The 14,162-nt window shown below is 65.6% G+C and carries 13 protein-coding genes; all 13 read right to left on the reverse strand.

The annotated features are described in order from the left end of the window. Positions 1 to 58: 58 nt before the first annotated feature. Positions 59 to 1,225 carry an efflux RND transporter periplasmic adaptor subunit gene (locus WC729_RS16090; RefSeq protein WP_372854536.1) on the reverse strand — a complete coding sequence of 389 codons (1,167 nt, stop codon included), beginning with the start codon at positions 1,223 to 1,225 and terminating at the stop codon, positions 59 to 61. Between the two features lie 119 nt (positions 1,226 to 1,344). Then, positions 1,345 to 2,610, reverse strand: a complete 1,266-nt coding sequence (locus WC729_RS16095; protein WP_372855472.1) for a TolC family protein — start codon at positions 2,608 to 2,610, stop codon at positions 1,345 to 1,347. 65 nt (positions 2,611 to 2,675) lie between these two features. Continuing rightward, positions 2,676 to 3,011 carry a hypothetical protein gene (locus tag WC729_RS16100; RefSeq protein ID WP_372854538.1) on the reverse strand — a complete coding sequence of 112 codons (336 nt, stop codon included), beginning with the start codon at positions 3,009 to 3,011 and terminating at the stop codon, positions 2,676 to 2,678. Between the two features lie 18 nt (positions 3,012 to 3,029). Further along, a complete protein-coding gene (locus WC729_RS16105) occupies positions 3,030 to 3,689 on the reverse strand; it encodes a cation transporter (protein WP_372854540.1) in 660 nt (219 codons plus the stop codon). A gap of 93 nt (positions 3,690 to 3,782) precedes the next feature. Next, on the reverse strand, positions 3,783 to 5,666 hold the full coding sequence (locus tag WC729_RS16110; RefSeq protein ID WP_372854542.1) for an FTR1 family protein: 1,884 nt from the start codon (positions 5,664 to 5,666) through the stop codon (positions 3,783 to 3,785). 175 nt (positions 5,667 to 5,841) lie between these two features. Further along, a complete protein-coding gene (locus tag WC729_RS16115) occupies positions 5,842 to 6,261 on the reverse strand; it encodes a helix-turn-helix domain-containing protein (RefSeq protein WP_372854544.1) in 420 nt (139 codons plus the stop codon). A gap of 101 nt (positions 6,262 to 6,362) precedes the next feature. Beyond that, positions 6,363 to 6,755 carry a copper-binding protein gene (locus WC729_RS16120; protein WP_372854546.1) on the reverse strand — a complete coding sequence of 131 codons (393 nt, stop codon included), beginning with the start codon at positions 6,753 to 6,755 and terminating at the stop codon, positions 6,363 to 6,365. 17 nt (positions 6,756 to 6,772) lie between these two features. Next, a complete protein-coding gene (locus tag WC729_RS16125) occupies positions 6,773 to 9,910 on the reverse strand; it encodes an efflux RND transporter permease subunit (RefSeq protein ID WP_372854548.1) in 3,138 nt (1,045 codons plus the stop codon). Beyond that, positions 9,907 to 11,394, reverse strand: coding sequence for an efflux RND transporter periplasmic adaptor subunit (locus tag WC729_RS16130; protein WP_372854550.1), 1,488 nt, complete (start codon positions 11,392 to 11,394; stop codon positions 9,907 to 9,909). Before WC729_RS16130 ends, WC729_RS16125 begins: the two co-directional genes overlap by 4 nt. After that, on the reverse strand, positions 11,391 to 12,620 hold the full coding sequence (locus tag WC729_RS16135) for a TolC family protein (RefSeq protein ID WP_372854552.1): 1,230 nt from the start codon (positions 12,618 to 12,620) through the stop codon (positions 11,391 to 11,393). The genes WC729_RS16130 and WC729_RS16135 overlap by 4 nt, the downstream gene beginning before the upstream one ends. A 134-nt stretch (positions 12,621 to 12,754) precedes the next feature. Further along, positions 12,755 to 13,045 carry a hypothetical protein gene (locus tag WC729_RS16140; protein WP_372854554.1) on the reverse strand — a complete coding sequence of 97 codons (291 nt, stop codon included), beginning with the start codon at positions 13,043 to 13,045 and terminating at the stop codon, positions 12,755 to 12,757. 102 nt (positions 13,046 to 13,147) lie between these two features. Then, entirely contained in the window at positions 13,148 to 13,522 is a 375-nt protein-coding gene (locus WC729_RS16145; RefSeq protein WP_372854556.1) for a hypothetical protein, read from the reverse strand. A 46-nt stretch (positions 13,523 to 13,568) separates the two neighbouring features. Next, positions 13,569 to 14,015, reverse strand: a complete 447-nt coding sequence (locus tag WC729_RS16150; protein WP_372854558.1) for a DUF411 domain-containing protein — start codon at positions 14,013 to 14,015, stop codon at positions 13,569 to 13,571. Between the last annotated feature and the right edge of the window lie 147 nt (positions 14,016 to 14,162).

The following is a 14,162-nucleotide window of genomic DNA, read 5'->3' on the forward strand; positions in this document are numbered from 1 at the left end:
GCTGACGTCAAAAAGCCGACCGCGCTTCCTGCCACGATCTGCAGGGCTGTAGCGCGCCTCATTCCTCTTCCCCCGCGCCCTTGCCGAGCTCGGCTTTGAGCAAGAAGGCGTTGCGGGTGGCGATGGCCCGCCCAGCAGGGAAGCCCGACGCGATTTCAATACGGCCAGCGCTGCGCTGGCCGGTCGTCACCGGCGTCGCCTTGAAGCCGTTGGCGGTACGCACGAACACGACGTCGCGACCGCCCACGGACTGCACCGCTTCTTCGGGAACGACGATCGCATTGGACGTCACGCTCCGGCTCGGAATCATCCGTACGCGGACCGCAAGGCCGGGTTGAAGCAGGCTGCTGGTCACGTCCAGGACCGCAGTAGCAGCGCGCGTTTCGCCGCTGAGCGTGGGTGTTACTGCCCGCACCCGCGCATCGACAGTGCGGCCATCAGGGAGTTCGATGATCGCCTTGTCCCCTGCTTCGAGACGAGCGGCATCAGCGGCACCGACCGCCGCTTCGATCTGGATCTGGCGCGGATCAGCGACCCGGAACAGCTCTGTCTCCGGTTGTACATAGGCTCCGAGACTGACCTTCATTGCGGTCACGCGACCCGAGATCGGACTGGCGAGGACAACGCCGCGACCATCGGACGTGATGTTGGCAGCACCCGCTGCAACCGCCGCTCGCCGCGCTTCTGCAGCGGCCGAGGCCGCTTCTGCCTGTGCGGTCTCCAGATCGACCCGGGCGGATACCTTCTGGTCATAGAGATAGCGTTCGCGGGCCAGCGCCTTCTGCGCCAGCGTTGCCTTCGCGCCCGCGGCCGTGCGGTCCGCCGCAATCTGTGCCGCATCGCGGCTTTCGACCACCGCCAGCGCCTCTCCGGCACGAACCGGATCGCCCAGCCTCTTCAGGACACGCGTTACGGCGCCACCCGCCCTTGCGGTCACGATCGCCTCACCGGTCGGCGACGGCGTGACGACGGCCTGGGAGATAATCTCTGCCCCAAGCCCGCCTGCGGTGATCGTCTCGGTGACAACCCCGGCATCCTTGATCGCGGCCGCAGTCATCGTGATCGTATCGGCGGGTGCATCGGCCTGAGCCTCGTCGCCCTTTGCCGCGGTTTCGGTCGTGGCCGCAGGGGTATCGCTCGTGCAGCGCGCGACGGTAAAACCGCCGACAGCGGCGAACAACACGGCGCCCGCCACGCCGCCCAGAAGGCGCTTGTCTTGGATCATAGGATATCTCCGGAATGGGGCTGGCCTGGGCACGATGGCCCGGCGATCGACGGCGCAGGTGCCGTCTTGAAGGGAATGTGCGCGGCGAACCGCAGCTTTAAGGAGGATGGCAGCATCGCTCAGCGCTCCCGCAATTCAGGCGCGGGCGCGGTCAGTCGCTCAAGGCGAGCCTCGGCATCGTGATAGGCTGCCAGGGCATCGGTGAACGCCGCGCGTGTCTCGGCAAGCGTTCTTTCCGCCTCCAGCAGGTCGAGCTGACTGAACTTGCCCTGGGCATAACCGACACGGGCAATCCGCGCGGCCTCCAATGCCGCGGCAAGGCCAGGGCCGCCCATGGATCTGGCCGATGCCGCCGCATTGGCGAGTTGGGCCTGCGCGCCTGCAATGGCCTGCTCGGCCTCGATGATCGCCAGCCTGCGATTGGCGTCGGCGCGATCTTGCTCCGCCCGGGCCTGGCTGACAGCTGCGGAACCGTTGTTGAAGACGGGAAAGGGAATGGCGATCCCCACCACGGCCGCCATGTCGTTGGTCTGCGCGAGACGACGTGCGCCAGCGCTGATCGTGATGTCGGGAATGCGCTGGGATCGTGCGAGCCGAACCTGGGCGCTGGCCGTATTCACGTCCGCTTGGGCGGCGGCAAGCGCCAGCGTTCCGTCGGGCGCGATCGTCATCACCGGCCCGTAGCCGCCGATACGGTCGAACCAGGCCAGATCAAGCGCACCATCGATGGGCTGACCGATCAGGCGCGCGAGATTGCCGCGTGCCACTTGGGCCTCGCGGGTCGCCCGTTCCAACCCAAGCTCGGCGTTGACACGCAGTACGTCGGCACGCTGCTGGTCGATCGGTGCCCCCGCGCCGGCAGTCACGCGAACGCGCGCCGCCCTGAAGGCATTACCCGCGATCTCTGCTTGCTGGCGTGCGACGTCCACCCGCCGTTCGGCGGCGGCCGCCTCGATATAGGTTTGCGATATTCGCAGATTGAGGTCTGCAAGCGCGATAGCTGCGTCGATGCGAGCGCGATTGCTGCGGGAATCGGCGACCGCGATGCGGGCCGAACGCTTGCCGCCCAGCTCGATCGGCAAGGCAAGACTCGCGGTCGTTTCGGCGCTTCGGACGCCGCGATAATCACCCGACCCCGCGACATTCTCCGTCTGCACCTGAATCTCAGGATTGGGCCGAAGGCCAGCGATGGTGCGGGCAGCGCCAGCCGCACGCAGGTCGGCGCTCGCAGCATCGATACTGGGGGAGCTACCCCCCGCGATGGTACGGGCACGTTCCAGCGTGAAGACAGGTTGATTGGCAGACGGCGGCGATGTGGCCGTCTGCGCCTGCGCGATCGACGCGCAGGACGTTACGGCCAATAAGGCCGCGATGACACGATGCATGGATAAAGAACTCCTGACGAACCTTGAGAGCCCACCGGTCAATGCCGGAGGGAGCTAGGGAATCGTCAGGCTTGTGGAGGTCGTAGCGCCGGGTCAGCGGCCGCGGTTGCCATGGCTATCGCCTGGCTGGGCCGCATGATGGATCCAGCTGAATCGTGTCCAAAGGGTTCGGACTTCGCCAGCGGTGCTGCGACATGATGGCCATGGCAACTGCCATGATGGTGTGGATAGCCCTTGTCGCTATCGGCGGGTACCTGGTCGCCATCGCCATCGGCATGGCCAATCTCGGCAGTGCTATTGGCATCGATACAGACGATCGGCTCCATTGCATGCGTGACCGACCCGATCCCCAGGGACAGGAACACGGCCAGGCAAGCAAAAAGGATCGTCAATCGATGCATCTACGCTCCTTCTAGCAACTATCGGCTCGTAGAGGCCAGAGAATGTTGTGCCGAACCTTCACTTGCCGGATTCGGGCGCAGTTCTGCGCGGGCCTGGCTGATGATTTGCAGACCACCCCAGATACCCAGGGCCGCCATGATCAGGGCGACAGCAAGATCTGGCCACGCGGTACCGGTGCCGACGACACCGGCTGCCGCTAGCAGGACCGCAAGATTGCCGATCGCGTCATTGCGCGAGCAGATCCAGACCGAGCGCATATTGGCGTCGCCACTCCGGTAGCGATAGAGCATGAGTGCAACACTGCCGTTGGCGATCAGGGCGATGACCCCGACGATCCCCATCGTCTCTGCCTGCGGCACGCCGCGGCCCAACGCCGCAAGGACCGTGGTGACGAGCACATAAAGGCCGAAGGCGAGGATCGTACCGCCCTTGAGCAGCGCGGCGCGCGACCGCCAGCCCAGCGCCATGCCGGCGACCCCGAGACTGATCGCATAATTGGCGGAATCGCCCAGGAAATCGAGTGCGTCCGCCTGCAGGGATCGCGATCCCGAAGCGATACCCGCGACGATCTCGCCCAGAAACATTGCCAGATTGATCGCGAGCGCGATCCACAACATACGCCGCCAGCGCGGATCGGGCGCCGGCGGCGCGTCCGACTGGCAGCTGCTACAGACCATGGATCGAGACTCGAACAGACATCATGAACATCTCTATGCACCCTCTAGTTGCTAGAGGGTCAAGGCAAATAATGTTCGCTCGCGCAGCCCGCATCAGCCGGTTGCAGCAGCGGCGCGGCGCCGGTTGAGAATGAAGCCGCCGAACACCGCGATGAGCATCAGGAGCTGGGCGGCCATCGATTGCATGGTCGGGAAGATGCCGAGCATGGAGATGCGGATTCCGCCGCCAAGCGGCGCGATATCGATGAGACCGGCTTCCTGCAGCGCCGACACGCCCTTGCCGGCGAGAACGATGGTCAGGATCGCCATCAACCAAGCACTGTAAGCGAAGAATTTCGCAATCGGCAGGTCACGGCTGTAGCGCAGCATGGCCCAGGCGATGAGCCCGAGCAGCAGGACCGCCGAGCCGGCGCCGGCCAGCATCATGCTGCCATTGCCTTGGGTCCAGAGCGCGGCATAGAACAGGATCGTCTCGAAGACCTCGCGATAGACGACGATGAAGGCCAGGCCGAACAGGAACCAGGCCGACTGCTTCGACAATGCGCGCGACATCTTCTCCCTGATGTAGCGTTGCCATTGGTCCGCCTGCGCCTTGCCGTGCATCCAGATCCCCACGGAGAGCAGGACGACGGCCGCGAACAGCGATCCGAACCCTTCGGTAAGCTCCCGGCTCGCGCCGCTGATCCCGATCGCATAGGTCGCGATTCCCCAGGTCAGGGCGCCCGCCGCCAGCGCCCCGATCCAGCCGCCATGGACGTAGGGCAGCACTTCAGGCCGCTCCGCCTTGCGCAGGAAGGCGATCATCGCAACGACGATCAGCAGGGCTTCGAGCCCCTCGCGCAGCAAAATGGTAAAGGCGCCCAGGAAGGTCGATGCGCTGCTCGCTGCGTCGGGGGACAATGCCGCATCGGCGTCGTCGAACAGGCCGTCGAGCACCTGGACGCGGGTGGCGATCTCGTCCGCGGGGCGCCCCTGCTGGAGCCCCGCCCGGAATTCGCCCATGGCGCTTTCGATATGCCCCATGAGCGTTGCATCGCGCGCGGTCAGCATCGGCTCGAGTGGCTCGAAGCCATCGAGATAGGCGGAGAGCGCGAGTTCCTGGGCGGCGTGGCGGTCGCCACCACGATAGGCGGCAAGGCTCTGTGCCAGCTTTTCGCGCGCGATGGTCAGCGAACCGGGGGCCTGCCGGATCACCGCGTCCGGGTGGCGGCGCAGATAGGCGATCACCGCGTCCGCCTTGGCAGGTCCAATCGTCTTCGCAAGCGCCTCGGGTGTCAGCCCCGCCAGCGTCGTCAGGTCAGGGATCATGTGCCGCAGGTCGGAATCGGATTTCCACAGCCGCTCGCCCTGACTGGCAAGACCATCGGGAAATGCGAAGCGACCGGCATAGAAGGCCAGCGCCCAGCGATCTTCGCTCGGCAAGGTCGCAAAGCTTTGCATTGCCGTGCCGTCAATGCCCTGACCGATCACTTGGTACAGCGCGAAGGGACTGCGCTGCCGCGCGCGCTTCACCTCGCTAAAGGCGATCGGTGGCGTCGTGAGCTTTGCAGCATCGGGGCCATGCCCATCCCCGGTCATGCCATGGCAGCTCGCGCAATTCTGCGCGAACAAGGAGGCGCCCCGGGCCGGGTCGGGCGCCTTGCTCGGCGCGAGGGGCACCGGATAGGCCTTGAGTAGATCGGCGGCGAGACCGTGGGCGATGCGGGCGACTTCCTCGGGGGTGCCTTTCGCGGCAATCAAACCCTGGAGACGGGTTGCGCCGGCGATCAGCGGTCCGCGCGCCGGTGTGGGCGGCAGAGCCGCGAGGCGGCTTGACACCGACGCCGCGAATTCGGTCATCTCGGCATATTCGGAAGGACTCTTCACCCGTCCACCGCTGACAGCACCGCCATAATCGACCGCCATATAGTCGAGCAGCCGCCATGCCGTCTGCACGTCAGCAGTATCGGCGTGGGCAATGGTGCTGACACCGGCCATACAGAGAAATGCTGCCAGGACGGCCAGGGCGCGCCGAAACAACAGCTTTGGTGCCGGTGTGACGGGAGGACTCGGGCGGCGAGATTCGGCAGGGTGGAAGCGAGGCATCCCGGCCTCATAAACCCTCTAGCAGCTAGAGGGTCAAGCAGTTCTGCAACTTAGTTGCAATAGCGGGTCATCCCAAGCGCTCGACATCTGGCGCCAAAGTCTCGATGATCCGACATTCCGAGATAGTCCCCTGCCCGCATTGGACGATGAGATTGCTCAGCTCCGAACGCAAGGTCGCCAGATCCTTCAACTTGCGATCGATCTCGGCGAGATGTTCTCGGGCGATGAGATCCACCGCCGAGCAGGAAATGTCCTTCTGATCCGCCAGGCCGAGCAGCGCCTGGACTTGGTCGAGGGAAAAACCCAGAGCCCGCGCGCGACGGATGAAGCTGAGCCGCGCAAGGTGCTGGGGCGAGTAGGCACGATAATTGTTCTTCGTGCGTTCAGGCGCCTCCAGCAAGCCGGCGCTTTCATAATAGCGGATCGTCTCCACCTTCGTTCCCGTGGCGGCGGCGAGCTTGCCGATGCTGAGCGACCCTGACGCCATCGACCATGACCCTATAGTGACTTTAGGCTTCTATAGAGATCTTTGGCACAAAGAGTCGAGCAGGCTGTGGCGCCGGAGAAGGCCGGCGCCATCGAACCTGGTCAGGGCTGCTTGTGGATCGCGGTCACCTCGCCCGCGCTGCCGGTCAACGTAAGGTCAAAATCGACCTTGTCGCCGACCTTGGCAGCATCGGTGATCGCCGGTGCAGCCTTGAACGCCATCGTCATCGCCGGCCATTTGGCTTCGGGGATCGGGCCATGATCGAGCGTGATCGTGCCTGCCGCCTTGTCGATCACGGTGACCGTACCATGACCCTTGGCCATGATCGGCGCAGTGGCCGCCGGTGCCATCGCCATGTTGCCCATGTCGCTGTTCATGGCTGCGGCAGGCGCCGCCTGGTTGGTCTCGGCCGCAACGGGCGTCTCCGCTTTCTTGCCGCACGCGGCGGTCAAGGCGGCGAGGCCAAGGGCAATCGTCAGTCGTACATAGGTCATGGTCTTCTCCTTGCAGGTTAACCAGGTTGGCGGATGGATTTTGCCCGTCGCCGCCGGAGCAAAAGATAGGCGGCGGGAAGGACGAACATGGACAGCAGTGGCGCGGTGAGCATGCCGCCGATCATCGGGGCGGCGATCCGGCTCATCACTTCGGAGCCTGCGCCCGATCCGAGCAGGATCGGCAGCAGGCCGGCGAGGATGACCGCGACCGTCATCGCCTTGGGCCGGACGCGAAGCAACGCGCCCTCGCGCACCGCCGCCTCGACCTGACCGGCATCAAGGTCGTCACCGCGCTCCTCCAGCGCATTTTTCAGGTAGATCAGCATCACCACGCCGAACTCGGCCGAGACGCCGGCGAGTGCGATGAACCCGACCCCGGTTGCGACCGACTGGTTGAATCCGAGCAGATAGAGGATCCAGATCCCGCCGGTGAGCGCGAACGGCAGCGTGCCCATGATCAAGGCCGCTTCGTCGAACCGGCCGAAGATCATGTAGAGCAGCACGAAGATGATCAGCAGCGTCGCAGGCACGACCAGCTTGAGCTTGTCGACCGCGCGCTGGAGATATTCGAACTGGCCTGAGTAAGCGATGCTGACGCCCGGCGAGAGCCTGACCTGCTTCGCCACCGCGCGTTGCAGATCGCCGACCACCGAGGCGAGGTCGCGCCCGCGCACATCGACATAGACCCAGGTCGAGGGCCGCGCATTCTCGGTCTTGAGCATCGGCGGGCCTTCGGCGATCGATATGTTCGCCACCGTGCCGAGCGTGATCTGCTGCCCCGACGGGGTCAGGACCGACAGTGTCCGCAGGCCCTCCAGGCTGTCGCGCAGTTCGCGCGGATAGCGCACGCTGATCGGATAGCGGGCCAGCCCCTCGACTGTCTCGCCGATAGTCTCGCCGCCGATCGCGCCCGAGACGATCGCCTGCACATCGGTGATGTTGAGCCCGAACCGTGCGGCGGCGGCCCGGTCGATATCGACATCGACATAGCGCCCGCCGGTCAGCCGTTCGGCGAGGGCGGAGGAAACGCCCGGCACGGTCTTGGCGACCGTCTCGACATCATGCGCGATGCGATCGAGCTGGGCGAGATCGGCGCCGGAGACCTTGACTCCGATCGGGCTCTTGATGCCGGTCGCCAGCATGTCGATGCGGTTCCTGATCGGCGGCACCCAGACATTGGCGAGGCCGGGCAGCTTCACCGTCCGGTCGAGTTCGTCGACCAGTTTCTCCGGCGTCATCCCGGGACGCCATTGGTCGCGGGGCTTGAACTGGATCGTCGTCTCGAACATCTCCAGCGGTGCCGGATCAGTCGCGGTCTCGGCGCGACCGGCCTTGCCGAACACGCTCTCGACCTCGGGCACCGTCTTGATCAGCCGGTCGGTCTGCTGGAGCAGTTGCGAGGCCTTGGCCGCAGAGAGGCCCGGCAAGGCCGAGGGCATGTAGAGCAGGTCGCCCTCATCAAGATTGGGCATGAATTCGCCGCCAAGCCGGGTGAGTGGCCAGGCCGTTGTCGCGAAGACCAGCGCTGCGATCAGCAGCACCGCCTTGGGTTTTCGCATCGTCCAATCGATCGCAGGCCGGTAAAGATCGGTCAGCCAGCGGTTGACTGGATTGGCCTGCTCGGCGGGGATACGGCCCCGGATCAGCCAGCCCATGAGTATCGGAACGAGGGTCACCGACAGGATCGCCGCCGACGCCATCGCATAGGTCTTGGTGAAGGCGAGCGGCGCGAACAGCCGGCCTTCCTGCGCCTCCAGCGTGAACACCGGAATGAACGACAGCGTGATGATCAGCAGACTGAAGAACAAGGCCGGCCCGACTTCGGCCGCCGCCTCGGTGACGACGGTCCAGCGCATCTCGCCCTCGAGATGCTTGCCAGGATGCTCCTGCTCCCAGCGCTCGATCTTCTTGTGGGCATTCTCGATCATCACCACGGCCGCATCGACCATCGCGCCGATGGCGATGGCGATACCGCCCAGCGACATGATATTGGCGTTGACGCCCTGGAACCGCATGACGACGAACGCGGCCAGCACGCCCAATGGCAGGGTCAGGATCGCCACCAGCGCCGAGCGGACGTGCCACAGGAATAGCCCGCAGACGATCGCGACGACGATGAACTCCTCGATCAGCTTGTGGGTGAGGTTCTCGACCGCGCGATCGATCAACTGCGAGCGGTCATAGACCGTCACCACCTCGACACCTGGCGGCAGGCTTTTCTTGAGATCGGCGAGCTTGTCCTTGACCGCCGCGATCGTTTCTCGGGCATTCTTGCCCGAGCGAAGGATCACCACGCCGCCGGCGACCTCGCCCTCCCCGTTCAGCTCGGCGATGCCGCGCCGCATCTCGGGGCCGATCTGGATGGTGGCGACGTCGCCGAGACGCACAGGCACTCCACCGGCCGCCGTCTTCAGCGGAATCGCCCGGAAGTCGTCGAGCGACTTCAGATAGCCCGAAGCGCGGACCATATATTCGGCTTCGGCCATCTCCAGCACCGAGCCGCCCGCTTCCTGATTGGCCTGTTGGATCGCCTGGACCGCCTGTTGGTGGGTGATCCCGTAGGCGGCGAGCTTCACCGGATCGAGCAGCACCTGGTATTGCTTGACCATGCCACCGATGCTCGCGACCTCGGCGACGCCGGTCACGGTCTTCAATTCGTAGCGCAGGAACCAATCCTGAAGCCCCCGGAGCTGCGACAGGTCATGCCGGCCGCTCCGGTCGACTAGCGCATATTCATAGACCCAGCCGACCCCGGTGGCGTCAGGGCCGAGCGCGCTGCGAGCGCTCGGCGGCAAGCGCCCCTGCACCTGATTCAAATATTCGAGCACGCGGCTGCGTGCCCAATAGAGATCGGTCCCGTCCTCGAAGATCACATAGACGAAGCTGTCGCCGAAGAAGGAATAGCCGCGCACCGTCTTGGCGCCGGGCACCGACAGCATGGTGGTGGTCAGCGGATAGGTGACCTGGTTCTCGACGATCTGCGGCGCTTGCCCCGGATAGGAGGTGCGGATCACGACCTGCACGTCGGACAGGTCGGGCAGCGCATCGATCGGGGTCGAGCGCACCGCCCACAACCCGGCGCCGACCAATGCCAGCATCGCGATCAGGACGAAGAAGCGGTTCCTGACCGACCAGCGGATGAGATGGGCGATCACTGGCCAGCGACCTTCACCATGCGCCGCACGGTCGGCCCCGCCGGTGGCCGGTCGAACCCGAAGCGGACGCGGTCGCCGGCCTTCAGGCCCCGCACGACCTTCGGATCGGGAAGCTGGAACGTCATCGTCATCGCCGGCCAGCTGATGGCGGGCACCGGCTCATGGCTGAGCGTCACCGAATTGGCGGTGATCTGCTCTATCTTGCCGACGGTCTCGTAGAGCGCGGCCGTAGCTGCTGGTTTGACGGCAGCCGTCGGCGTGCCCCCGATCGGCCGCGCCTCCACGCCCGAGAGGCTCGCCTCGGAATCAATCAGGAACTGGCCCGACGCGACGATCTTCTCGCCTTCGCCGAGGCCCGCCAGGATCTCGGTGTCGCCGCCGGATTCACGGCCGGTCTGCACTTCGGCAGGCCGGTAGCGCCCCTTGTCTAGTGCGAGCATCACCAATGTCCGCTTGCCGGTGCGGATCAACGCTTCGGATGGCACCAGCAGCGCCGGTTGTGCGCTGCCGCCGAACGACACGGTGGCGAACATGCCGGGACGCAGACGCCCGCCGCGGTTGGGAAGCTCGATCCGCACGGTCAGCGTCCGGCTATCCGCCTGTGTCTGGGGCAGGATCGCGGAAACACGGCCCGACAAGGTCTCGCCGGGAAATGCCGCGAGCGTTGCCTGCACGGTTTGCCCGGGCCTGAGCGGACCGGCGATCGCCTCGGGCACGGCGGCGTTGAGCCAGACCGTGCCGAGGCCGTTGACCTCGGCGAGTGTCTGCCCCGCCGTCATCGTCATCCCTGCCCGAACGTCCAATGTCTTGATGACCCCACCGGTCGGCGTGGAGATCGTCACCACGTTATGCGGTCGCCCCGTCCGCTCGACCGACGCGATCGTGCCAGACGGCATTCCAAGCAGCGCGAGCCGCTGGCGCGCCGCCTGGATCAACGCTGCGTTCCCGGAGCGGCGAACCGCAAGAAACTCGGCCTGTGCGCCCGCCCATTCGGGAACGAGCAGATCGGCAAGCGGGGCACCGGCGCCGATGATGTCGCCGGGCGCACGGGCATAGACACGGCTAACGAACCCGCCCGCGCGCGCCTGGACGATCGCGACATCGCGCTGATTGAAGTCGATCGTGCCGGTGGCGGTGAGGCTACTGGCGAGCTCCCCGCGGCGCGCCGCAACTGTGCGGAGCCCCAGCGTTTGCGAGGTCGCCGGATCGATCCGCACGCCGGGTGCGTCGCCCCCGCCTTCGTCGGCATATTTGGCGACAAGCTGCATATCCATGAACGGCGATTTGCCCGGCTTGTCGAAATGCTGCGACGGCACCATCGGGTCGTACCAGTAGAGCGCCTTGCGTCCGGCATCCGCTGTTTGCAAGGGTGCGCTTTCGTGTCCGCCGAGATGGGCGATGCCATAGCCAGCGCCGCCGGCGATGAGCGCGAGCGCTGCGGCTGCAAGACCCAGCCGGGCGCGCGGTGATATCTCGAGGCTCATCGGTCTTCGCTCCGGTAGGTGAGGGTCAATCGGGCGCCGTCAGCGGCAACCAGGGCTTCGCGGTCGAGGACAGTCAGGGTGGCATCGGCGAGCGCGGCATAGGCGTCGGCGACATCGACGAGACTGGCGCGTCCGGCGCCGTAGCTCGCCGTCTCCAGCCTGACCCGCTGCTCGGCGAGCGGCTGCAGCGTGTCCCGCGCGCGCATCCACTGCTCGTGGTGCATGACATGGTCGGCGAGATCGGCATCGAGGTCGGCGGCGAGCGCGCGCCGGGCGGCCTCGCGTTCGGCCAGGACCCGCCCGGCATTGGCCTGGGCCGCGGCGATCCCGGCATTCTGACGATTGCGGGTGAAGAACGGCAGGCTGACCGTCACGCCAGCCGAGACGTAGTCGCCGAAACGGGGATCGCGGCGCTGATAGGCCAGGTTGACGCCGAAGTCGGAGCGCCGTCCGGCGTCGGCCAGGCGAACATCGGCATCCGCTTGCCCCGCCTGGGCATCGATCATCCGGATCGTGGGCTGGCGATCGAGTCCTGCGCGCAGGGTTGCCGCATCGACCGCAAAATCGGGGATCGGTCCGGCGATCTCGGGCGCGGGATCGCCGGTCCAGCGGGTCAGCGTCGCGCGTGCCCGCGCCACATTCGACACCAGTTCGCTGCGGCGATCCTGCATGGCGGCGACCGCCTGCTGCCCGGCGAGGGTCTGCGCCGGCCGCGCATTGCCCGAGGCGACAGCGCCCGGCGTCGTTCCGACCACGCGCTCGAGGCGGGACAGGACATCGTCGAGTGCAGCAAGTCTGCGTTCGGCATAGGCCAGGTTGATCCAGGCGAGCGCGGTGCCAACCTCGACCGTGCGGGCCTCGACCGCGGTATCGGCCTCGGCCGCCTTGATATCGCTATCGGCGCGCGCCTGCTGGGCATGGCGCTTTGCGAGGTTGGGGATCTCCTGGGACACGCCGACCCGCGCCATGGTGAAATCGTCTCGCTGCGGTTCGAACGCGAGCGGTCCCGAGATCGGGAAGCTCTCGACGCTCACGCCAAGCGTCGGGTCGGGCAGCGCGCCTGCCGCGCCGCGCGCGGACCGCGCGGCATCGGCGCCGAGCGCCTTGGCCTTGATCGACGGCGCTTCCTGCCGGGCGCGCTGGAGCGCGGCTTCGAAAGTGAGCGGCCCGGCAAACGCGATCCCGGGGATCGCCGCGAGCAGCGGCAGACATAGAAACAATCGCATGGAAAACTCCTGATCGAGCGATCAAGCCGACATCGCGCACTATGACGGGCATGTCAGTGGCGGCAGGATGGGGGTATCCCGCCGCCACTGCTGGCCTAGCCGTCTATGCGACCTGAAGCGGCCAGAACCTGCGCCTAGCCAACCGAAGTGGCCGACGGCGACGCCATGCTGTGCATCTGCTTCATGCAATCAGCAGCAGCAGTGCTGCTCATCTTCATCATGTCGCAGTCGCAAGCCGCCACTTGCGTGGCATCGGGCACCCATACACGCCGCTGGGCCGGTCCCGTGGCGCGCGGGCCATATTGCGGAACCGACTTCCACTCATAGTGGCCCGACTGTTGGCTGTGGTCGGGTTGGCCGGCGAACGCGGCGACGGGTGCGGCAAGGGCGAGCCCCAGCAGGGCATAGAAAACACGGTTTTTCATGACTGTAATCCTTTGGCAAAACATCGTGGTAGCCGCAGGTTGAGCAGGATGTTTGGTGCGCGACAGGCGCAACGACCCTGTCAGCCTGACGGCCGGTTTCGATCAGCCAAGGAGAGTCGGTGGTTCCGGTTCAGGAGTAAGATCACTGCCGCGCAGGACCGTGGTGGTTGTCCAGAAAGCCAGGGTTGAACCGGCTTCGCGGCTGCCAAGCACCGGTGCGTCATTGCGCACGGCCATGGGAATAACGCAGCCCATCGCGGCGATGCAGGCCAAGGTCATGCCCTTGCACGGTTTCTGCGCAGGCTGCTGTTGCTGCGCCATCATCTTCATGCAGTCTTCGGACATCCCGGAAGCGGCCATACTCGACATCGCCATCGGCGCAGACACCGCAGGCGGGCCGGACGCAAAGGCGGCTTCCTGGCCGAGCAGACCGATCAGGGCTCCAAGCAGGAGAAAGAGATGAAGCGCACGTTTCACAGCCGTAACCGAATACACCACCCATGATCCAGGGACAACGCCATACTCATCCGCCGTGGCGGGCGAAGATGGTTTCGCGGCCCGCCCCAAAGGCAATGACATTGAAGGGTTGGGCCGCCTGCCCCGGGACTTCCATGCCCGGTGATCCGACAGGCATGCCTGTTACGGCGAGACCGCTCACACCACGCGGACGCTGCGCGAGAACGCGCTTCATGTCCGCGATGGGGACGTGTCCCTCGAAAACCATGCCATCGACGATCGCTGTATGACACGATGATAGCCGAGCCGGTACGCCGTGCGCGCTCTGAAAGGTGGATCGCTGCTGATCGTCGACGATGGATAAGCGCCGGCCGAATTGCTGACGGACCTGGGCAGCCCATTGCTCGCAGCAACCACAGCCGGGATCCCGGTGAACGACGATGTCCGCAGCCGCTATCGCAAGCGAAGGAACGCCGAGGGCGAGGCACGCTGCAAAGAGGGAGGCAGACTTCATATCGTCATTCCTGTTCGTACGTTCGATAACCACCGCCAGCTGCGGCCAATCACGCACTTGACCCTATTATACAGCTGCGATGCCCTTATCGTTACATACGCAGCAGAAAGATCCATCCCTCAGAAAAACACATTGCACCGGCGACCG

It is taken from the genome of Sphingomonas sp. (assembly GCF_041661825.1).
Classification (GTDB): Bacteria; Pseudomonadota; Alphaproteobacteria; order Sphingomonadales; family Sphingomonadaceae; genus Sphingomonas.